Genomic DNA, 20,791 nt, shown 5'->3' with positions numbered 1-20,791 from the left:
ATTCCGTAGACCTGCTGTTTGAGAGGGGCTTGACTGGGGGCGTTCGGGGGCGTGCGCAGGGCACCGGGTACTCCCCTCCGCGAATGTCCCCCGCCCTTCGGGCTCCTCCTTGATTTCGCTGCGGGGAGTACCCGGTGCCCTGCGCACGTGGCACCGCCGGGGGAGTTCGCTCGGGGTTACTGCTACCAGCTTCCCGAGGCGCCGCCGCCGCTGCTCGAGCCGCCCGAGTCCGACGAGGACGACGACGAGGAATCCGACGACGAGGAGGACGAGGACTCGTACGAAGAGGAGGACGAGGAGGAACTGCTGCTGCCCCATCCGCTGTCGCCGTAGTCGCCGTCGTGCCCACCCCCGCCGCCATCGGCCGGGAAGAAGGCCACGAGCAGCGCCACCACCGTGACGGCCGCCAGCACGATCCAGAACAGCTGCGGGTCGAGCTCGTCGTGCGCCAGCCCGACGAACAGGCCCACCAGCACGCACACCACGATCCAGCGCGAGACGAAGCTGCGCACGCCCTTGCCCCAGGCCTTGCGCATGCCGGTCACGATCAGCAGGCCGACCAGCACCGCCGCGCCCAGCGCCAGCATGCCGAGCAGGGACCAGCCCACGCGCTCCCAGCCCAGTTGCTGGCCCGCGATCACCACGGCCGCGATCAGCAGCGCGATGCCGGCGACGACGAGGCGCATGGTGCGCCACAGGCCGCAGCCATAGCCGATGCCGAAGCCCATCGGCACCGGCATCATCCCGAGCGCGATCGCGAACATCGGCTCGCCGAGCGTGGCGGCCGCGGCGACCGGCGCGACCGCGAGCGCGCCGAAGGTCCAGGGCCAGCGCCGCAGCGTCCTGCCGGGCGCGGCCTCGGCCACGGCCGAGGCGCTTTCGAGTTCGGCCGCGACCTCGGCCTGCGCGCGGCGCGCGCGCCTGGTCGAGCGGCGCGCGCTGCTGCGGGCCTGCCGCGCGCGCCGGCGCGCGAGCCGGTCGGCGTCGGTGCGCAGTTCGGCCGCGCTCTTCTTCTGCCGGCTCTGCCAGAGGCCGACCAGCGCCGACCAGCCGATCACGGCGAAGAAGGCCCAGCCCTCGGGCGTGACATGCGATCCGCGCGGTTCGGGCGGTGTCGATTCGACGGGCTCGCCCGGATCGATCAGCGGCAGCTCCTGGGCCATGGCCATCGGCTCGCCGCGGATCAGCTGCGCGATGCCATCGACCGCGGCGTGCAGGCCGCCGTCGAAATCGCTGGCGCGAAAGCGCGGCGTCATCTCCTGGTCGATGATGCGCGCGGCCTGGATGTCGGTGATGCGGCCCTCGAGGCCGCGGCCGACCTCGATGCGCATGCGCCGGTCGCGGATCGCCACCAGCAGCAGCACGCCGTCGTCCTCGTCCTTGCGCCCGAGCTTCCACTGCGCGAACACGCGCGTGGCGTACTGCTCGATGCTGTCCTCGCCGGTGGTCGGCACGATCAGCACCGCGAGTTGCGCCTGGGTCTCGCGCTCGATGTCGGCGATGCGCTCGCGCAGCGCCTCGGCCTGCGCGGTGTCGAGCGTCCTGCTCTGGTCGATCACGCGCGACTTCATCGCCGGTACCGGCACGGGCCTGGCCTGCGCGCCGAATGCCGCGGCGAACAGCAGCACCAGACACAGCCAGAGGCGCGGGCCGGGTCGGAAGTCCAGGGTCGTCGCCTTCATCGTTGCGCGCTCTTCGTCACGACGCCCGCACCGCGCACCTCGAGCCGGCGCTGGTCCACCACCTTGCCGCCGGCATCGACCAGCTCGATCAGGTGGCGGCCCGGCCAGGGCAGCCACTGCGCGCTGTTGCCGCGCGCGAAGTGCTTGCCGTCGATGCGCCACTGCACGCCGCGGCCTTCCGATTCGAAGCGCACGCGCTGGCGCAGCGGCGGGATGTCGGGATCGAGCGCGATGATCGTGCCGTCGGCCGGCGCGGTGATGCGCGCGACCGCGGCCGCGCTCGCGGCGCCGGGTTCGTTCGCGAGCGCGAACAGCGGCTGCTCGGTGCCCTGCACGAACCATTCGTCGCGCGCGGCCTCGAGCGCGTTGCCGTCGGGGCCGGCGCCGAAGTCGATGTGCGTGCGCACCAGGCCCGGCGGCGGCGCCGGCGCGCGGCTCGGCTCGCGCGCGTGCAGGAAGCGCATGACCTCGGCCCAGACCGGCGCCGCGCCGCTGGTGCCGCTCACGTCCACATCGAGGCGCCGCTCGCGTTGCCGACCCACACGCCGACGGTGTAGCGCTGCGACCAGCCCACGGCCCAGTTGTCGCGCATGTCCTTGCTGGTGCCGGTCTTCACCGCGCTCCAGAAGCGGGTCGAGAGGATGCTGTCGAGGCCGAATGTGCGGGTGCGCGCGTTGGGATCGGACAGGATGTCGCCGACGATGAAGGCGGCGCGCGGGATCGAGCACCGGTGCCGGGGTGTTCTTCGCGGTGGCGGCGGCGGTGGTGGTCTTCTTCGACTTGTCCGGCGCGGCCGGCGCCAGCAAGGTGGTCGTGCCGTAGCGCCCGCCGTTGGCCAGCATGCGGTAGGCATTGGTCAGCGACAGCAGCGTGACCTCGGCGCTGCCGAGCGCGAGGCTGTAGCCGTAGTAGTCGCCGCTCTCGCGCAGCGGCAGGCCGGCCGCGCGCAGCCCGCGCGCGAAGGATTCGGGCGACACCATCACCAGCGTGCGCACGGCCGGCACGTTGAGCGAGGCCGCGAGCGCGGTGCGCGCCGACACCGGGCCCTTGAAGCGCCGGTCGTAGTTCTGCGGGATGTAGAGACCGCTCGCGGTGTTGATCTGCGCCGACGAGTCCTCGATCAGCGAGGCCGCGGTGAGCCGCCGCTCGGCGATCGCCTGGCCGTAGAGCAGCGGCTTGAGCGTCGAGCCCGGCTGGCGCATCGCCGTCACGCCGTCGACCTCGGCCGCCTGGCTCAGCGGCCCCGAGGAACCGACCCAGGCCAGCACCTCGCCGCTGGCGTTGTCGAGCACTACCAGCGCGCCGTCCTCCACGTGCCGGCCGCGCAGCTCGCGCAGGTGGCGCTGCAGGGTGCCGAGCGCGAAGCGCTGCAGCGGCGCGCGCAGCGTGGTGCGCACGCTGCCGTCGCCGCTGTCCTTGGCGGCCGCCTTGGCCTCGCCCGGCTGCGTGTCTTCCTGCCCGGGCTCGCGGCCCTCGCGTGCCTGGCGCAGCGCGCGCCGCGCGGCATGCGGCGCGATGCCCTCGCTGGCGTCGAAGGCGCGCCGCTGCACCGCGGCGCTGGTGAACATGTCGAGCGCCTCGCAGTCGGCCTTGCGCTGCGGCTCCATGGCGCGCAGCACCTCGCAGGCGCGCTGCGCGACCAGGGCCGGCCGCGCATTGGGCGCGCGCACCAGCGCGGCGGCCACCGCCGCCTCGCGCGCGTCGAGGCCGCTCGGCGCCTTGCCGAACAGGGTGCGCGAGAGCGCGTCGATGCCGACGATCTCGCCGCGGAAGGGCACGCTGTTGAGGTAGGCCTCGAGGATCTGGTCCTTGCGCCACTGGCGCTCGAGCTGGGCCGCGGCCACGGTCTGGCCGAGCTTCTGCGTCAGGCTGCGGCCGCCGCCGCCGCGCCGCAGGTCCTCGTCGAGCAGGCCCGACAGCTGCATCGTGATGGTCGAGGCGCCGCGCGTGCGCGTGTTCCAGAGGTTGCCCCAGGCCGCGGCCGAGACCGCGCGCCAGTCGACGCCGCTGTGCTCGTAGAAGCGCCGGTCCTCGCTGAGCACCATCGCCGTGCGCAGCGCGGGCGAGATGTCGGCCAGCGCCGTCCACTGGCCGCGCCGCACACTGGCGTCGGTGCGCACGCGCTGCAGCAGCTCGCCGTTGCGGTCGAGCACCGCGGTGTCGGACGAACGGAAGTCGCGCTTCACCTCCTCGAAGCTCGGCATGGCCCCCGCGGCCTGCGCCGTCAGCATCAGCGCGGCGAGCGCCAGCGCGAGGCGCGGGCGCGCGAAGAAAGGAAACAGGGCGGTGGGCGTCGGCATCGGGGCAGGGGTGCGCGCGGGGAAGGCGCCGGGCTGGAAAGCGGCAGCCATTCTCGGCCATGCGCGTCGGGCTGCCGTCCTGCCGAAAGACGTAGACGGAAGTTCGAACCCAGCGCTGCGCGGCCTGCGCCTACCCGCGGACGCGGGGCGCGCCGCCACGCGGGGGCCGGGCGCGTCGCTGACAGTCGGCTGCGGCGGCCACATCCGGTCACACAACTTCACCGAGGCGCAGCCATCGAGACACCGAGGCCCGACCTGCGTGGCCTTCAATGCGCTACCGCCGCGGCGCCCAGAGGCCAGCCGGTGCGGTGTTCCACAACCATTCCTAGGAGAGATGCATCATGAAGAACAACAGACTCGCCACCCTGGCCGTCGTGCTGTCGGCCTCGGCCGTGCTGGCCGGCTGCGTCGTCGCCCCCGGCTACGACCGCCCGCCGCCGCCGCCGCGCCATGGCGACCGTGACCGCGACGGCGTGCCGAACCGCTACGACCGCGATCGCGATGGCGATGGCGTGCCCAACCGCTACGACAGCCGTCCGGGCGATCCGCGCCGCAACTGATCGAGGCGCCGGCTCAGGCCGGCCGGCGCGCCATCAGCGCCCACAGGCCGGCCGCGCTCAGCAGCGCGCCGCCGCCGAGGTTGAAGCGGCGCTGCGCGCGCGGCGACGACAGCAGGCGCCGCGCCGAGCCCGCGAACACCGCATAGAGCGTGGCGTTCAGCGTGGCCATTGCAACGAAGGTCAGCGCCAGCACCCACATCTGCGGCGCGACCGCGGCCTTCTGGCTGATGAACTGCGGCAGGAAGGCCACGAAGAACACGATGCCCTTCGGGTTGAGCGCCGTCACCAGGTAGGTGTTGGCGAACAGCCGCCAGCGCGAGGCCGGCGCTTCCGGCGTCGCGATCTCGGCGCTCGACACGCCCGCGCGCAGCAGCTTGATGCCCAGGTACAGCAGGTACAGCCCGCCCACCCACTTCACCGCGTTGAACCAGAAGGCCGAGGCCGCGAGCAGCGTGCCCAGGCCCAGCAGCGACACCACCAGCGCGGTCGAATCGCCGAGCGCCACCGCGGCCACCAGCGGCACGTTGGCGCGGCGGCCATGCGACATCGAGTAGCTGATGACGGTGAGGATGGTCGGGCCGGGAATGATCAGCAGCACGGCCGAGGCGGCCACGAAGGCAAGCCAGAGTTCGAAGGGCATGGGGTGGTTCTCCTGGGGTTGTGTTCGTCTGTCAGTGATCGATCGCCGTGCGCGCCACGTGCCAGGTGCCGCGGTGGCCGTCGACGTAGCGCAGCGGCGAGTTGGCGAGGTCCTCGAGGTCCACATCGTCGAGGCAGGTGACGTTCACGCCGTAGGCATGGGCGCCGGTCTCGGGCGAATGGCCGACGCCGAAGGAGCGCACGCCGCAGAGCTTGCAGACGATGTAGTGGCTGTTGCGGCTGTCGAGCATCTGGTCGCTGAGCTCGGATTCGCCTTCGAGCAGGCGAAAGGCCTCGGGCTCGACGATGGCCGGCCAGAAGCGCGTGCGGGTGCAGATCGCGCAGTTGCAGCGCAGCGTGCCCAGGCTCAGGTCGATGTCGGCTTCGAAGCGCACGGCGCCGCAGTGGCAGCCTCCGATATAGGTCTTTCTCATTCGGTCGATGTCCGCGTCTTCTTTTGAATGTGTTTCGGCTTGCAAGGCACGATACCAAAGGCCTTTTGGGCCTGCGCCGCGGCAGGCGCAAAAACCGTGCGCGGCGAGGGCCGAACGCGGCGGGTTTGGGCGCGTGTGCTTGCCGCGGTCACGAAGGCTGCGTGCCGAAGCGGGCCGCCGAACGGGCCTTGGCGCGTTCGGCCTCGGTTTCGCGGTCGCGCGGTTCGGCGGTGGTCACCAACGATTCGAGCAGGCGCGCGGCGCTGGCGCTGACTTCTTCGACGGCGCGTTCGAATGCGGCTTCGTTGGCGCGTGAGGGGACGTTGAAGCCGCTGAGCTTGCGCACGAACTGCAGGGCGGCGGCGCGGATCTCCTGCTCGGTGGCGGGGGGCTCGAAGTTGTAGAGGGTCTTGATGCTTCTGCACATGGTGTCTCTTGTCTCCGGGCTCTTGTTGGGTTCGGTCAGTTTGCCAGCGCTCTTTGTTGAATTGAAGATGCTGTTTTTTGGTTAGGTTGTTGGCCGGGACTCGCCCCGGCGGGCGAGTCACTTTCTTTTGCTTCGCCAAAAGAAAGTAACCAAAGAAAAGGCGACCCACTGTCTGCGACCCTCCGCTTCGCTACGGGCAACCTGCGGTGCTCGCGTTTCGCGGGGTCTCGCAGAACTCGCTCCACTGCGTTCCGCTCAAACAGCTGCGAGCCCTGATCCGCGAAACGCTGCGCTCCTCGGCGCAGCCAGAGGGGGTGGGTCGGGCCTTTGCTTCGCTCGGCCTTGGAATGCCGCTCGGGCCATTGCTTCGCTCGGCCTTGCAATGTCGCTCGGGCCATCGCTTCGCTCGGCCTGGCAATGTCGCTCGGGCCATCGCTTCGTTCGGCCTTGTGTTTTTATTGTCCCCTCTCCCTCTGGGAGAGGGTTAGGTGAGGGCACCGGGCCTCACCGATGTTGCGACGGTATCCACCGCCCAGTGCCCTCACCCCAGCCCTCTCCCAGAGGGAGAGGGGGCAATACCAATGCCGAGCGAAGCGATGGCCTGTTAGTTACTCGCGGCCGAGCGCAGCGATGGCCCGTTGGGTATGCCAGGCCGAGCGAAGCAAAGGCCCGAATCACCCCCCTCTGGCTGTGCCGAGGAGCGCAGGGGAAAGCGGGATCAGGGCCGCAGCTGTCTGAGCGGAACGAAGTGCAGCGAGTTCTGCGGACCCCCGCTTTCCCCGAGCACCGCAGGTTGCCCGCAGCGAAGCGGAGGGACACAGACAGCGGGGTCGCCTTCTTTTGCTTACTTTTCTTGGCGAGACAAGAAAAGTAAGTCGCCCGCCGGGGCGAGACCCGGCCTACAGCCTAAAAAAAGAACCCAACTTCAATTCAACCGAAGCACGTCCTCAACAGCCAAAGCAACCCCAGCCAACCGCGAGTCATCCCCCCGAACAGACGAAAGCATCAACCCAACAGGCAGTTCCCCAGAAGAATGACAAGGCAAGCTGAACGAACACCCATCCATCAAATTGATCGCAAACGTGTTCCGCAACAACAGTCCGTTCGCCTGGAAGAACGCCGAATCCTCAGCCAGCGAATCGATGGCAGGCGCCACGATAGGCACCGTGGGACACAGCAACGCATCGAACCCCTCGAGCCGCCCTTCGACCCGCGAGATCCACTCCCGCCGCCGATCCAGCAGCGCGATGTAATCGGCAGCCCGCACCTCGGTCCCCAACGCGATCCGCGCCGCAACCCGAGAATCGAACGCCTCGCGCTTCGAAGCAAACCGTTCCCGATGCACGGCCGAAGCCTCGATAGGCGACAACCCCCCCGGCGCATTGACCGTCCCGATCTCCGCCAACTCGCTCAACGCAATCTCGACGATCTGCGCCCCGGCTTTGGACAGCGCCTGCACCGCCCGCTCGAAAGCCCGCGCCACGCCAGGCTCGATCGCATCGAACATCAGCGTCTTCGGCACCGCGAGCCGCAACCCCTGCGCCGGCCGGCGCCGCACCACGAGCGGCGCGTCGGCGATCGCGGCGTCGGCGATCAGGCAGTCCTCGACGCTGCGCGCCATCGCGCACACCGTGTCGAGCGAACGCGCGAGTTCGAAGGCGCCGGTGCGCGGCACGCGCGACTGCGTGCTCTTGAAGCCGACGATGCCGCACAGCGCGGCCGGGATGCGGATCGAGCCGCCGGTGTCCGAGCCCAGGCCCGCGACCGCGAGGCCCAGCGCCACCGACACCGCGGCACCCGACGAGGAGCCGCCGGGAATGCGCGCGACCTCGGCATCGGCCGGGTTGCGCGGCGTGCCGTAGTGCGGATTGATGCCCACGCCCGAGAACGCGAACTCGGTCATGTTGGTGCGGCCCACGATGGCCGCGCCCTGCGTGCGCAGCCGCGTCACCACGGCCGCGTCGCGCGCGGCCGCAGGCTCGCCGCGGCAGGCGATGGAGCCGGCCAGGGTGGTCTCGCCGGCCACGTCGTAGAGGTCCTTGATCGAGACCGGCAGGCCGGCGAGCGGCGCGGTCTGCACGCCGGCCTGGTGCGCGGCATCGGCATGGCGCGCGGCGGCCAGGGCGGCGTCGGCGTAGAGACGGGTGAAGACGTTCGCGGCCGCGGGTTGCGCGGCGCCGTCGAGCACCTGCTCGATCAGCGCCTCGTGCGTGAGTTCGCCGCGGGCGATGCGCGCGCGCAGCGCGCCGATGGTGGAGTCGTTCTGTGTCATGAAGGAGGAGAGGGCGTTCAGGCGATCACGGGCAGGACGCGCACCGCATAGCGGTGGACGATGCGCCGCTGCAGGCGCGCGTCATGCAACTCGATTTCCATCTGCGCGGCGGGGCGGATGGCCTCGCCGCGCGCGTTGGGCAGCGCCGCCAGTGTGCCGCAGGTCATGAAAAGTCCCTCGGGTTCCTCGGCAAGACCCGGCAGGCCGTCGCGCAGCGCGGCCAGCGGCCGGATCGCGGCCAGGGTGCCGCGCTGGTAGTCGACCCAGCGGCCATCCTCGAGGATGCGCGAGCGCAGCTCGATGGCGTCCTGGTGCGCCTCCACGTCGCGCCAGCGCCAGGCCGAGGCGGCCAGCGGCTTGGCGCACATCTGCTTGGAGACGGCGACCGAATAGCTCTCGACCTGGCGGTCGGTGTGGTCCGAGGCCACGCCGAGCCACCACTCGCCCTGCGAGAAGAACAGCAGCGGTTCGGCCTCGCCCGAGCTCTGGTCGCCCAGCGCCTCGATCTCGGCAGACTGCGTGAGCAGCAGCGAGGCCATGCGGTAGTACAGCGGCACGCTCGAAGGGCGCGGCACGCCGAGCGCGGCCAGCTCCTCGATGTGGTGCTCGATGGCGGCGCTGTCGCGGCCGGTCCAGCCGGCCACCACTAGCGCGCTGGGCGCGACGGCGTGCAGCGCGCTGCTGCGGGTGCCGTCCTCGGCGATGCTTTCGCAGGCGATGTGCAGGGTGTTGCGCGTCATCGCTTCAGGCCTCCAGCGGTTCGTGCGCGGTCTCGCGCGCCACCAGCAGCGCGACCAGCGTGAGGCACAGCGCGCCGGTCACGTAGAGCGAGACCGCGAGCGTGCTGCCGTAGGACTTGAACAGGCTGGCGATGATCAGCGGCGCGAAGCCGCCGCCGAGGATGCCGGCCAGCGTGTAGGCCAGCGACGAGCCCGCATAGCGCACGCGGTTCGGGAACTGCTCGGTGACGAAGGCGGCCTGCGGGCCGTACATCATGGCGTGGATCACGAGGCCGACCACCACCGCGGCGCAGATCGCGAGCGGCTGGGCGCTGTCCATCAGCACGAAGAACACGAAGGCCCAGACGATGCCGCAGAGCGCGCCGATGATGTAGACGGGACGCCGTCCGATGCGGTCCGACAGGCTGCCGAACCACGGCACCGAGATCGCGTTGCAGGCCGCGCCGATCATGGTCGCGGTCAGCGCCAGCGGTCGCGACAGGTGCAGCACGGTGGTCACGTAGGTGAGGGTGAACACCACCACCAGCGCATAGAGCACGTCGGAGCCGATGCGCGAGCCGCCGGCCACCAGCAGGCGGCGCCAGTGCTGGCCCAGCACTTCCTTGATCGGGGTCTTGGCGGTCTCCTGCTTCTGCTCCATCTCGCGGAACACCGGCGTTTCCTCGACGCCGCGGCGCAGCCACAGGCCGAACAGCACCAGCGCCACGCTCGAGACGAAGGGGATGCGCCAGCCCCAGGACTGGAAGTCCTCGGGGCTGAGCCAGGCCGAGACGGCGGCGATGAAGCCGGTGCCGATCAGCGTGCCGGCCGAGGGACCGACCTGCGTGAACGAGGCGTTGCGGCCGCGCTCGTTCGGCTTGCCGTGCTCCATCGACAGCAGCACCGCGCCGGCCCATTCGCCGCCGAGCGCCACGCCCTGCACGAAGCGCAGCGCGACCAGCGCCACCGGTGCCCAGATGCCCCAGCTCGCGTAGGTCGGCAGCAGGCCCATGAGGCCGGTCGACACGCCCATGATCACCAGCGTGGCGACCAGCACGAAGCGCCGGCCGAGCCGGTCGCCGAGGTGGCCGAAGACGACGCCGCCGAGCGGGCGCGAGATGTAGCCGACCGCGTAGGTCGAGAAGGCGAGGATGGTGCCGGTCAGCGGATCGAAGGAGGGGAAGAAGATCGCGTTGAAGACCAGCGCCGCCATGATGTTGTAGACGGTGAAGTCGTACCACTCGAGCGTGGTGCCGATGGAGCTGGCCATCGCGAGGCGGCCCATCTTGGCGGGCTTGGCGCCGTGCGCGGCGGGCGCGGCCGGGAGAGCGTGTTCGGTCATGAGAGAAGGTCCTGGGTGACGGGGAACGTGAAGGGGGCGGTGGGTCAGGCCAGCTCGCCGGCGTGCAGCTTCCAGCCGAGCGCGAGCAGCCAGCCGCTCGCGGGATCGGCATCGAGCGCGGCGGCGGCCGTGGCGCGCGCGGCGCGGGCGGCGTCGGCGCCGCTGGTCTCGACCACCAGCATCGGCTGCAGCACGCGGCTTTCGCTGCTTTCGCGCGGCAGCGGCGTGCTTAGGGCGACGTCGGGCTGCAGCAGGAAGGACTGGACGAAGCCTGGCTGTTCGGCGAGGCGGCGGCCGGCCTCGGCGGCGCGTTCGGCGATCGCGGCGGCATCGCTGGCCACGGCCAGCGGCAGCACCGCGATGTGGCTGCCGCTGCCGAAGCCGGTCACGGCGCGCACCGCGCAGACGCGACGGATCGGATCGCGCATGCGGTCGAGGTTGGCGATCGACCACGGCGTCTGGCGCTCGAAGGCGGCGCGGTAGCCGGCCGAGCGGAACACCTCGAGCGAAGCGGTGCGGTACAGGCCGAGGTAGCGGCGGCCGCCCTCGAGCGAGAAGTAGCGCGCGCCGGAAAGAAAGCCCGGAATGCGCACGCGTTCCTCGACGTGCTCGCGGTCGTACCAGCGGTTGAAGTCGGCCTCGTCGGCCGCGGGATCGACGTCGCAGGCGACGAAGAGCAGGCCGTTCTCGGCGGCGGAAGGTTCGGTGACGGAAGCGGTGGAGGTCATGGCGGCGGAAGCGGGAGCGGGCCTTCGAAAAAAGAAGGCGCGATCTTCCGTCGCGGGGTCAGGCTGTCACAAACGAGTTTTTCTGGGCGACAGCCACAAGAATTACTGGCCCCTCGATGGGGCGCCAATGCGCTGTTTCGAGGGTTAACCCTCTAGGGTCCCGCTCCAGATTGGTGCGACTGCCGCGGCCGTGAACTGGTCGGAGGCCCGGCAGGCCAGCTCGGCCACGAGCCGGATCGCATCGGAGTCGGCGGCCTCGAGATGGCTCACCACCAGCCGCTGCGGCGAGATCAGCGCATCGCATTCGACGATGCGCACGTCGCCGGCCGCCACGTATTCGTAGACCGGCGGCAGCGGCACCAGCGCATTGCCGAAGCCGGCCTTCACCAGCCGCGCGAGCGCCGAGATCGAGCTCACGCAATGCACCTTGCCCAGCGGGATGCCCACCGCGCGGTAGAGGTTCTTGAGCGCCTCGTGCGGCTGCGAGCCCGGGCTCATGGTCAGCACCGGCTGGCGCAGCAGCTGCTCCACCGTCTGCGTGCCCTCGGCGCTCATCTGTCCGACCCAGCCCATGGGCATCGGCAGGCAGGGCGTGCTCACGATGCCCGCGCCCGCGATGTGGTCGGTCTGCAGCGCGATGTCGAGCGCGCCCTCGCGCAGGCCGCGGTGCAGCGCGAGCGTGGTCTCGGAGGTGAGCTGCACCTCGATGCCCGGATAGGTGGAGCGCAGGTTGGTGAGGAAGCCCAGCAGCCAGGTGTGGACCACGGTCTCGATCGCGCCGATGCGCACCAGGCCCAGCAGGTCCTCGCGCGGGCGGCCCAGCGAGACGATCTCGCGGCGCAGCTCGAGCAGCCGCTCGCCGTAGTCCATGAGGCGCACGCCGACGGGCGTGAGGCGCAGCTCGCGCGCGTCGCGTTCGAACAGGCGCGCGCCGATGTCTTCCTCGAGCGAGGCGACGCGGTTCGACACGGCCGCCTGCGTGATGTGCAGCCGGTCGCTCGCGGCCCGGAAGCTGCCCAGCCGCGCGGCCCAGAGAAAGGCTTCGACGAATCGTGTGTTCATGCAGGTGTGTCCGCGGGGATTGTGCCGGCAATCGCGCGGCGGCCAACCCGGGGCGGCCCGCATGGCTACTTCGCGGCGAGGGGCAGCGTGAGCGCGTCCAGCACCGGCACCACCGCGGCCGCGTCGTTGCTCGCGAGCAGCACCAGCGCTCGCGCGTGGCCGGCGAGAACGCGAGCAGCGCGCGGTAGCCGCCGGTCTGGCCGGTGTGGAAATGGATGCGCCGCTGCGCGCCGCCCGCGGCCGGATCGCGCATGCGCAGCGCATAGCCGACGTCGTATTCGCCCTGCGCCGACAGCGGCTCGCGCAGCCGTTCGGCCGCGGCGCCCAGCGGTCCCGCGCGGCCGGCCATCAATGCGCGCGCGAACAGCAGCAGGTCGGGCGCGGTGCTGCGCAATGCGCCGGCCGCGGCCAGCGCGCCGAATTCCCAGGGCGAGCGCGCCGCATTGCCCGCGTAGCCCTGGGGCAGCCGCTTGGCGCGCGCCGCGTCGAGGTGCTGCACCGTGTCCTTCATGCCCAGCGGCACGGCAATGCGCTCGCGCACCAGCTGATCCCAGGGCTGGCCATAGCGCTCCGACAGCAGCTGTCCGACCAGCGCGATGCCCAGGCTGCCGTAGCGCGGCGCGCAGGGCGGCGCCTGCGCGAGCTCGAGCGTGGAGAGCGCCACCATCAGGTGCGCACGCGCGGGCCTGGCGAAGGGATTGGAATCGGGCCCGGGCGGGCGCGCCGGCAGCGTGGGCAGGTTCGGCAGGCAGGCCGTGTGCGTGATGAGCTGGCGCAGCGTGATCGCGGCCACGGGCGGCGGCAGCGTGGCCTTGTCGGCGAGCAACCGGCCCAGCGTGTCGTCGAGCGAGAAGTCGCCGCGCTCCACGGCCTGTGCGAGCAGCAGGCCGGTGAAGACCTTGCTGATCGAGCCGATCTCGAACACCGGTTGCGCCTCGCCGGGCGCCATCGCCTTCGCCTTGCCGACGTGCCCAGGCACATTGCGCTGGATCGCGTAGCGCGCCGCGCCGTCGTGCCAGGTGCCCGCGACGATGGTGCCGGGACGGTCGCCGAGGACCTGCGCGGCGAGCGATGCGGGAGGGCTGTCGAAGCCGGCGGGTGCCGCATGGCCGGCCAGCGGCAGCAGCAGCGCCGACAGCGCGAGGAGGGTGGCGGGAAGATGTCGCATGGCGCGCATCTTCGAAGCGCGCGGGCGCCGCGGCAACGCGCGGCGGCGGTGGCCGCGTCACCGCCGTAACGTGCGTAACGACAGCCCGTTTCTCAACGCTTCTCGGCAGGCAGCACGTTGCGCGCGTCCTGCCGCAGCACCAGGTCCCAGAGCTGCTGCCCCGTGGGCGCGCGCGATTCCTCGCAGACATGCGCGACCAGCCCGGCCGCGCGCCCGACCAGCGCGAGGCCGCGGCCCAAGAGCGGGTCGAGGCCCATGTCGGCGAGCACCGCGCCGTTGGCGCCGGCCGCGTTGAGCGGCAGGTGGCGGCCATGGTCCTCGCGCAGCACCTCGACCAGCGCGAGCGCGAGCCGCCAGTGGCGTCCGAAGTAGCCGTTGGCCTTCGACACGGCCATGAGCGTCGGCACGCGCGGATCGCCGTCGACGTGGATCGGATGCCCGATGCCCGGGATGCTGCGCCTGGCCTGCCGGCGCTCGCGCACCAGCGTGGCCGCGCGTTCGCGCACCTCGTCATCGCTCGCGTCGTCGGTGAGGCCCTCGGCAGCCGCGAGCAGCATCTCGCTGACGTTCTGCACCGTGCCGAGGAAGTTCGAGCCCGCGCCCAGCAGGCCCGAGGCCACCGCGCCCTGCAGCGACTCGGGCGCGCCGAGCCAGGTCATGCGCGTGGCGATCGCGCTCGGCGTGAGGCCGTGGTCGGCCGCGGTCACCAGCAGCATGTTGACCATCGCCTTCTCGCGCGGCTCGGGCAGCCGCGCCATCGCGAGCAGCCACAGCATCTCGACGAAGTCGAGCTTGCCGATGATCTCGGTGGCGAGGTTCATGCCGCGCACGTGGATCGCGTCGGGGGTCGTGTAGCCGATCTCGGTGGTGATCGTCATCGCCTGCCCTCAGCCTGCCAGGCCCACCGTGATGCCGCCGCAGACGTAGAGCACCTGGCCCGTCATGAACGAGGCCATCGGGTGCATGAAGGCGTCGACCGCGTGCGCCACCTCGGCGGGCTCGCCGAAGCGCTGCACCGGAATGCCCTCGGCGATGCGCCGCGTGCGCGGGCTGTCGGCGGGATTCGCGGCCTTGAAGGCCTCGGTGGCGATTGGCCCCGGCGCCACCGCGTTGACCGTGATGCCCTGCGCCGCAAGCTCGAGCGCCCAGGTGCGCGTGAGCGCGTTGAGCGCGCCCTTGGCGGCCGAGTAGCCGCTGCGCAGCTCCTTGCCGAGCGCGGCGCGGCTCGTGATGTTGACGATGCGTCCGCCGCCGGCCGCGCGCATCGCGGGCAGCACGGCCTGCACGCACTGCAGCGCGGCGCGCGCGGTCACGCCGATCTGCAGGTCGAAGTCGTCGAGCGAGGTGGTCTCCAGCGGCGCCGGGCGGATCGCTGCCACGTTGTTCACCAGGCCGGTGAAGCGGTGGCGGCCGCAGGCCTCGGCGAGCGCGGCCGCGAGCGCCTCGCGGTCGCCCATGTCCACGCGCAGGTGCTCGCCGCTGCGCGCGTCGGGCGGCGGCTGGATGTCGAGGCTGGTGACCTGCCAGCCGCTCTCGATGAGGCGGCGGCAGATCGCGAGACCGATGCCCGAGGAGCCGCCGGTGACGAGGGCGTGGCGGTCGGTGCTTGGCGGAGTCGGGTTCATGGCGTGGCGTGATGCGGTGGGGAGGTCTCGCTGCCGGCGCCCATGCGCCGCAGCACTTCGATGCGTGCGTCCTTCTTCGAGGCCTTGCCGTTCGCGGTGCGCGGCAGCGCGTCGAAGAAGTGCACCGCCTTCGGCGTCTTGACGGGGTCGAGCCGCTCGCGCACCCAGGCGACGAGCTCGGCGGCCTCGCAGGCCGCGCCCTCGCGCAACTGCACCGCGGCATGCACGGCCTCGCCCCACTTGTCGTCGTCGACGCCGATCACCACGCAGTCGTAGACGGCGGGATGGCGGCCCAGCACGTTCTCCACGTCGGTCGGGTAGACGTTGAAGCCGCCGGTGATGATCAGGTCGCGGATGCGGTCCTTGAGGAACAGGAAGCCGCGCTCGTCGAGGTAGCCGCCGTCGCCGGTGCGCAGCCAGCCGTCGTGGAAGGCCTCGGCGGTCTTCTCGGGCTGCTTCCAGTAGCCCGACATCACGAGGTCGCCGCGCACCACCACCTCGCCGCCCTGCCCCGGCGGCAGCAGCGCGCCGGCCGGGTCCATGATCGCGACCTCGGTCATCAGCGCTGCGCGGCCCACCGACTCGAGGTTGCGCGGATCGAGCGCGTCCGCCACCGGCATGTAGGAGATGATGGCCGGCGCCTCGGTCTGGCCGTAGCCGGTCTCCACATGGCCGAACACCTGCTGCGCCTCCACGATCTTCGCGCTGCGCATCGGCGCCGCCGCATAGACGAAGTGGCGCAGCGCGCGCCAGTCGCGCCCGCGCGCCGTCGGGTCCTCGAGCAGGCTGTAGATCAGCGTGGGCGGCATGAAGACCGCGGTCACGCGGTCGTGCTCGAGCTGGTCGAGCACCTCGCGCGGCCTGGTCGAGCGCGGCAGCAGCACCGTGCCGCCGCTGCCGAGCACCGGCAGCAGGAAGGTCGAGGTGCCGTGCGTGATCGAGGCCACCGCGAGGTAGCGCTCGTCGGCGTCGAGCTTCATCGCCTGCATGATCGAGACGATGGTGGTGTTCCACGCGCGGTAGCTCTGCATCACGCCCTTGGGCGCGCCGGTGGTGCCGCCGGTGAACTTGATCGCCTGGATCTCGGCCAGGTCGTGGCGCACCGGCGCGGGCCGGCTGCCCGCATGCGCGGCCAGCAGCGCCGAGAGTTGGCAGCCGGTGGGCGCCGTGCCGAGCGCGCCCGGCCGGTAGACGATGCGCGGCGCGCCGGTGGCCTCGAGCTCGGGCGCCTGCTCGTGCTCGGCGATCACCAGCGCGGCCTCGGTGAAGTCGACGATGCGGCACAGCTCGTCGGCGCCGGCGCGCGGATTGAGCGGCACCCAGATGCGGCCCGCGAGCAGGGTCGCGAACAGCGACACCACGTGCGCGAGGTGGTTGCCCGCGCAGATCGCGATGCGCCCGCGCGGATCGGGCACCAGTGCCTGGAACGCGGCGGCCAGCGCCTCGGTGTGGGCCAGCAGCTCGGCGTAGCTCAGCGCCCCCTCGGGGCCCGAGAGCGCGATCTTGTCGGGATGGCGGCGCGCGGCGCGCAGCAGGAAATCGATCGGCCGCATCCGCTCACTCCGCCTTCGCGCCCGAGACGCGCACGATCTCGGCCCACTTGTCGTACTCCTTGCGCACGAACTGGTCGAAGGCCGGCTGCGGCATCGGCAGGATGTCGGCGCCGAGGTCGCGGTAGCGCGCCTTCACGCGCTCGCTGCGCAGCGCCTTGTCGACCTCGTCGTGCAGCCGCGCCACCACCGGCGCGGGCACGCCCGCGGGAACGAACAGGCCCGACCAGGCGGTGGACTCGTAGCCCGAGAGGCCGGCCTCGGCCATGGTCGGCACCTCGGGCAAGAGCGGAGAGCGCTGCGCGCCGGTCACGGCCAGCGCGCGCAGCGAGCCCTTGGCGATGTGCGGCAGCGAGGTCGGCAGGTTGTCGAACATCAGGTCGATCTGGCCGCCGATCAGGTCGGTCAGCGCGGCCGCGCCGCCGCGGTAGGGCACGTGCAGGATGCTCACGTGCGCGAGGTGCTTGTAGAGCTCGCCCGACAGGTGGATGCTGCTGCCGTTGCCCGAGGAACCCATCGTGAGCTTGCCCGGCGAGCGCTTCGCGAGCGCCGTGAGCTCGGCCACGGTCCTGGCGGGCAGCGCGGGATTCACCACCAGCACGTTGGGCACCGAGCCCACCATCGCCACCGGCACGAAGGCCTTGCGCGTGTCGTAGGGCAGGTTGCCGTAGAGCGTGGGATTGATGGCGTGCGTGCCGACGGTGCCCAGCATCATCGTGTAGCCGTCGGCCGGCGCATTGGCGACCTCGCGCGCGCCGATGTTGCCGCCGGCGCCGGGGCGGTTGTCCACGATCACCGGCTGCCCCAGCGCCTGCGCGAGCTCGGTGCCCACGAGGCGCGCGAACAGGTCGGCCGCGCCGCCGGGCGGGAAGGGCACGACCAGGCGCAGCGGCTTGGCGGGCCAGGCGGGTGTCTGCGCCATGGCGCCGGTGGCGAGGGCGGCCAGCGCGAGGGCGCCGGCGCCCAGCAGGGAACGTCGTTTCAAGGCTTGTCTCCGGAAGCGGGAAGAAAGAGAAGCGGCTCAGGCAGCAGCGCCGGGTGCGCGCGCGATGCCGTGGCGCAGGCCGCCGTCCACCGGCAGCTCGGCGGCATTGATGTAGGCGGCCTCGTCCGAGAGCAGGAAGCAGGCGGCGTTGGCGATGTCCCAGGCGCTGCCCTGGCGGCCGAAGGGCAGCGGCCCGCTCGCGCGGCCCGGGCGCGCGGCGCTGGCGGCGCGGCCCATGGGCGTGTCGATCAGGCCCGCGCGCACGATGTTGGCGCGGATGTCGCGCCCATGGCCCTCGAGCGCGACGGCGCGGCACAGCGCCGACAGCGCGGCCTTCGAGCTCTCGTAAGCCGGGTTGCGGCCCGCGGGCATCAGGGCGGCGAGCGAGGAGATGAACACGATCGCGCCGCCGTGCTGCATGGCGGGCAGCGCCGCCTGCGCGCACAGCAGGTGGCCGCGCAGGTTCACGCCGAGGATCGCGTCCCAGCTCTCGGGCGTGACCTCGGCCAGCGGCCGGCGGTCGCTGATGCCGGCGTTGAGCACCAGCGCGGCGAGCACGATGCCGCCTTCGGCCAGCGTGGCGAACAGCGCGCGCACCTGGGCCGGGTCGCCGATGTCGGCGGCCAGGGCCAGGTGTTGCGCACCGGGCGCCTGCGCCTCGAGCGCGTCAACTGTGTGTCGCGCGGCCTCGAGATCGCGGTCGGCGCAGGCCACGCGCGCGCCGCGCTGCGCGAGCCGCAGGCAGATCGCGCGGCCGTTGCCCACGAGTTGGGGATCGCCGCCGGCGGCCTGGCCGCCACCCACCACCAGCACCGTGCGGCCGGCGAAATCGCGCCTTGTTTCTGAGAACGTTTCCATATCGATTCCAAGGTTAAAGTGAGCGCCCGGGAGGCCGCAATCCATGGAACGTTTACATAAGGGAAAACTATGAGCCGAACGCCCAGCCAGGCGGTCTCGCTGCGCGACGTGGCGCACGCCGCCGAGACTTCGGTGGCCACCGTCTCGCGCGTGCTCAACCACAGCGGCTACGTCAGCGCCGAGGTGCGCAAGCGTGTCGAGAAGGCCGCGCAGGGCATCGGCTACGTGCCGAACTTCAGCGCGCGGCACCTGAAGACCGGGCGCAGCAAGGCGATCGGCTTCATGGTCTCGAACATGGCCAATCCCTTCCTCTCGGCCTTCTTCGCGGCGGTCGAGGCGCGGCTGCAGTCCGAGGGCTTCTCGGTGCTGGTCGGCAGCACCTTCGACCAGCCGCAGCGCGAGGCGCAGCTGCTGCACCTGTTCGAGAACCGCCGGCTCGAGGGCGTGTTCGTCTCGCCGAGCCGCGAGGACCTGCCCGCGGCGCAGGACGCCTTCGCGCGCTGCAAGCTGCCGCTGGTGGTGCTCGACCGCGAGACCGGCTTCGAGGCCGACGCGATCTGCCAGGACCACCGCCAGGGCGTGGCCACGGCGGTCGACTACCTGGTGTCGCTGGGCCACCGGCGCATCGCGCTGTTCGGCCCCAATCCCGCGATCCGGCCCGGGCGCGAGAAGCTGCTCGGCTACCGCGACGGCCTGCGGCGCGCGGACATCGGCTACGACGAGGCGCTGGTGTGCATGCTGAGCTCGGCCATCGAGTCCTCGGCCGCGCAGATGGACGCGATGCTCGCGCTCGCGGCGCCGCCCACCGCCCTGATCGCGCTCGGCACGCGGCTGCTGTCGGGCGCGCTGCGCAGCGCGCGCGAACGCGGCCTGCGCATTCCGGCGCAGCTGTCGGTGGTCGGCATCGGCACCGACGACGCCTTCGCGCTGATGGACCCGCCGCTGACCACCTTGCGCTTCGACATCGAGGGCGCCGCGCATGCCGCGGCCGAACTGATGCTCGAGCGGGTGGAAGGGCGCGCGCCCGAGGCGCGGCGCAGCGTGCACGTGCCGCTGGCGCTCACCATCGGCGCCTCGTGCGCGGCGCCCGCGCGCTGACGACGCGCGGTGGTGCGGCGCTCAGGCCGCGTAGAAGAATTCCTCGCGCACGATCTTGCCGTCTTCCACCGTGTAGAGCGCCATCTCCTCCATGGTGAAGCGCTCGCCGCTGGTCTTGAAGGTGGCGTCGATCCTGAAGCCGACGATGAAGCGGTCGTCGTGCGGCCACGGGCCTGCGACGATCATGCCGTGCACCTCGTGGTTCGAGGTCCACCATTCGCCCTTGCCGCGGATCGCCTCGATGCCGCGCACCTCGCGCGCCATGTCGGGCGGGCCGCCGGCCTCGACGCTCACCGCGTCGCTCGCATAGAGCGCCAGCGCCTCCTCGTACGCGCCCTGGCGGCACAGCTCGACGAGCGTGTTGGCGATTTCCATCGTGTCCATCGTGGTCATGGGTAGCGGCCTTTCTGCGGATCGCAGCAACGGGGTGGGAGGGAAGCGAGCGTGTCGATGCAGTGTAGGCCGCCCGCCGCGCGGCGCCATCGGGAAAGACCGGGAATGACAGGCTCGCCGCCGCGTCTCAGCAGAACACGATCGCCGTGCGGTGCGCGATGCTCAGCCGCGCCGCCTCGTACAGCAGCAGCCAGGCCGCGTACTCGCGGTAGAGGCCGTTGTCGTCCTCGATCAGCGCGTCGATGCGCTCGGCCTCCTCGTCGCCGAGCTTGCCGTTCGACAGGTGGATGCCCAGCGCGGGCGCCACGTAGACCAGCTCCTCGAGCAGGCGGTACGAGGAGCCGAGCATGCCGCCGGGCAGGCCCAGGGCTTCGTCGTCCTCCTCGTCTTCTTCCTCGTCCTCGATGTCGTCCTCCTCGCGGCCGCGCGAGAGGTCGACGTCCTCGTCGTCCTCTTCTTCCTCTTCCTCGATCTCGTCGTCTTCCTCGCGCTCGTCGAACAGCACTTCCCTGAAGTCCACCGGCACGTAGAAGCCCTCGGCATCCGAATGGCACAGCAGGTGGCTGTCCTCGCTGTCGAGCAGGGTCTGGATCTTCGGGTCGGCCGTGGGATCGACGTCGTCGGCCAGCGGCGTGGCCACCCAGTCGGGCGCGAGCACGCGGTGCGCGTAGGCGCGGCGCAGGTAATGGATGAAGGAGTAGGGGAAGCTCTCGATCGAGGCGCGCGAGTCGAACTCGATCGCCTCGCGCGGCTCGGTGTGCGGCGGCAGGCCGGCGGCGGCCAGCACGCGGTTGACTTCCGCCAGGTCCTCCTCGAACGCCTCGGCGCCCTCGGGGTCGTCTTCGAGCAGCTCGGCAAGCATGCCGACGCAGATGGCCAGGCCCATGGATCACTCCTCGTGGTTCGTGGCGGCGATGGTGACGAACCCAGATGAAGGCGGGATGACGGC

The 20,791-nt window shown here is 71.5% G+C and carries 19 protein-coding genes and 1 pseudogene; 2 read left to right on the top strand and 18 right to left on the bottom strand.

The window, feature by feature from the left end; genetic code table 11:
* Nucleotides 1–182: 182 nt before the first annotated feature.
* Together ACHMXE_RS35070 and ACHMXE_RS35065 are read right to left on the bottom strand one after the other, a co-directional pair.
* Entirely contained in the window at nucleotides 183–1,682 is a 1,500-nt protein-coding gene (locus ACHMXE_RS35070; RefSeq protein ID WP_395348532.1) for a TPM domain-containing protein, read from the bottom strand.
* Complete coding sequence (locus tag ACHMXE_RS35065) at nucleotides 1,679–3,913, bottom strand: transglycosylase domain-containing protein (RefSeq protein WP_395352932.1); 2,235 nt, start codon at nucleotides 3,911–3,913, stop codon at nucleotides 1,679–1,681. The genes ACHMXE_RS35070 and ACHMXE_RS35065 overlap by 4 nt, the downstream gene beginning before the upstream one ends.
* A gap of 410 nt (nucleotides 3,914–4,323) precedes the next feature.
* On the opposite strand from ACHMXE_RS35065, the gene ACHMXE_RS35060 reads away from it, so the two are divergent.
* Nucleotides 4,324–4,542, top strand: coding sequence for a hypothetical protein (locus tag ACHMXE_RS35060; protein WP_395348531.1), 219 nt, complete (start codon nucleotides 4,324–4,326; stop codon nucleotides 4,540–4,542).
* 13 nt (nucleotides 4,543–4,555) lie between these two features.
* Here the strand turns inward: ACHMXE_RS35060 and ACHMXE_RS35055 are convergent, their stop codons facing one another.
* From ACHMXE_RS35055 to ACHMXE_RS34990, 14 genes and pseudogenes are all read right to left on the bottom strand, one after another.
* A complete protein-coding gene (locus tag ACHMXE_RS35055) occupies nucleotides 4,556–5,182 on the bottom strand; it encodes a LysE family translocator (protein WP_203204800.1) in 627 nt (208 codons plus the stop codon).
* A gap of 31 nt (nucleotides 5,183–5,213) precedes the next feature.
* Nucleotides 5,214–5,615, bottom strand: a complete 402-nt coding sequence (locus ACHMXE_RS35050; RefSeq protein WP_395348530.1) for a GFA family protein — start codon at nucleotides 5,613–5,615, stop codon at nucleotides 5,214–5,216.
* A 148-nt stretch (nucleotides 5,616–5,763) separates the two neighbouring features.
* Nucleotides 5,764–6,042, bottom strand: coding sequence for a DUF2277 domain-containing protein (locus ACHMXE_RS35045; RefSeq protein ID WP_395348529.1), 279 nt, complete (start codon nucleotides 6,040–6,042; stop codon nucleotides 5,764–5,766).
* Nucleotides 6,043–6,967: 925 nt separating this feature from the next.
* The gene (locus tag ACHMXE_RS35040; RefSeq protein WP_395348528.1) at nucleotides 6,968–8,314 is read right to left on the bottom strand and encodes an amidase; all 1,347 of its coding nucleotides are present in this window, start codon (nucleotides 8,312–8,314) and stop codon (nucleotides 6,968–6,970) included.
* 17 nt (nucleotides 8,315–8,331) lie between these two features.
* Entirely contained in the window at nucleotides 8,332–9,054 is a 723-nt protein-coding gene (locus ACHMXE_RS35035) for a DUF2848 domain-containing protein (protein ID WP_395348527.1), read from the bottom strand.
* A 4-nt stretch (nucleotides 9,055–9,058) separates the two neighbouring features.
* A complete protein-coding gene (locus ACHMXE_RS35030; RefSeq protein ID WP_395348525.1) occupies nucleotides 9,059–10,375 on the bottom strand; it encodes an MFS transporter in 1,317 nt (438 codons plus the stop codon).
* Between the two features lie 44 nt (nucleotides 10,376–10,419).
* Nucleotides 10,420–11,103 carry a hypothetical protein gene (locus ACHMXE_RS35025; protein ID WP_395348524.1) on the bottom strand — a complete coding sequence of 228 codons (684 nt, stop codon included), beginning with the start codon at nucleotides 11,101–11,103 and terminating at the stop codon, nucleotides 10,420–10,422.
* Nucleotides 11,104–11,247: 144 nt separating this feature from the next.
* Nucleotides 11,248–12,165: a LysR family transcriptional regulator gene (locus tag ACHMXE_RS35020; RefSeq protein WP_395348523.1), complete on the bottom strand. Its 918-nt coding sequence runs from the start codon at nucleotides 12,163–12,165 to the stop codon at nucleotides 11,248–11,250.
* Between the two features lie 214 nt (nucleotides 12,166–12,379).
* Nucleotides 12,380–13,333 (bottom strand): annotated as a pseudogene (locus ACHMXE_RS35015) (serine hydrolase domain-containing protein); the annotation flags it as partial.
* A gap of 92 nt (nucleotides 13,334–13,425) precedes the next feature.
* The gene (locus tag ACHMXE_RS35010; protein WP_395348521.1) at nucleotides 13,426–14,211 is read right to left on the bottom strand and encodes a citryl-CoA lyase; all 786 of its coding nucleotides are present in this window, start codon (nucleotides 14,209–14,211) and stop codon (nucleotides 13,426–13,428) included.
* Nucleotides 14,212–14,220: 9 nt separating this feature from the next.
* Nucleotides 14,221–14,958, bottom strand: a complete 738-nt coding sequence (locus ACHMXE_RS35005) for an SDR family oxidoreductase (protein WP_395348520.1) — start codon at nucleotides 14,956–14,958, stop codon at nucleotides 14,221–14,223.
* Nucleotides 14,955–16,511 carry a class I adenylate-forming enzyme family protein gene (locus tag ACHMXE_RS35000; RefSeq protein ID WP_395348519.1) on the bottom strand — a complete coding sequence of 519 codons (1,557 nt, stop codon included), beginning with the start codon at nucleotides 16,509–16,511 and terminating at the stop codon, nucleotides 14,955–14,957. The genes ACHMXE_RS35005 and ACHMXE_RS35000 overlap by 4 nt, the downstream gene beginning before the upstream one ends.
* Before the next feature lie 4 nt (nucleotides 16,512–16,515).
* Nucleotides 16,516–17,493 carry a tripartite tricarboxylate transporter substrate binding protein gene (locus tag ACHMXE_RS34995; RefSeq protein ID WP_395348518.1) on the bottom strand — a complete coding sequence of 326 codons (978 nt, stop codon included), beginning with the start codon at nucleotides 17,491–17,493 and terminating at the stop codon, nucleotides 16,516–16,518.
* Nucleotides 17,494–17,529: 36 nt separating this feature from the next.
* A complete protein-coding gene (locus ACHMXE_RS34990) occupies nucleotides 17,530–18,351 on the bottom strand; it encodes an SDR family NAD(P)-dependent oxidoreductase (protein WP_395348517.1) in 822 nt (273 codons plus the stop codon).
* A gap of 69 nt (nucleotides 18,352–18,420) precedes the next feature.
* On the opposite strand from ACHMXE_RS34990, the gene ACHMXE_RS34985 reads away from it, so the two are divergent.
* Nucleotides 18,421–19,449 carry a LacI family DNA-binding transcriptional regulator gene (locus ACHMXE_RS34985; RefSeq protein ID WP_395348516.1) on the top strand — a complete coding sequence of 343 codons (1,029 nt, stop codon included), beginning with the start codon at nucleotides 18,421–18,423 and terminating at the stop codon, nucleotides 19,447–19,449.
* A 21-nt stretch (nucleotides 19,450–19,470) separates the two neighbouring features.
* Here the strand turns inward: ACHMXE_RS34985 and ACHMXE_RS34980 are convergent, their stop codons facing one another.
* Both ACHMXE_RS34980 and ACHMXE_RS34975 read right to left on the bottom strand, forming a co-directional pair.
* Complete coding sequence (locus tag ACHMXE_RS34980) at nucleotides 19,471–19,842, bottom strand: nuclear transport factor 2 family protein (protein WP_281081167.1); 372 nt, start codon at nucleotides 19,840–19,842, stop codon at nucleotides 19,471–19,473.
* 127 nt (nucleotides 19,843–19,969) lie between these two features.
* Nucleotides 19,970–20,728: a hypothetical protein gene (locus ACHMXE_RS34975; RefSeq protein WP_395348515.1), complete on the bottom strand. Its 759-nt coding sequence runs from the start codon at nucleotides 20,726–20,728 to the stop codon at nucleotides 19,970–19,972.
* Nucleotides 20,729–20,791: the final 63 nt, after the last annotated feature.

This window comes from Variovorax sp. UC122_21 (assembly GCF_044056785.1).
GTDB lineage: Bacteria > Pseudomonadota > Gammaproteobacteria > Burkholderiales > Burkholderiaceae_C > Variovorax.
This window is presented reverse-complemented; position numbering and strand designations above follow the sequence as displayed.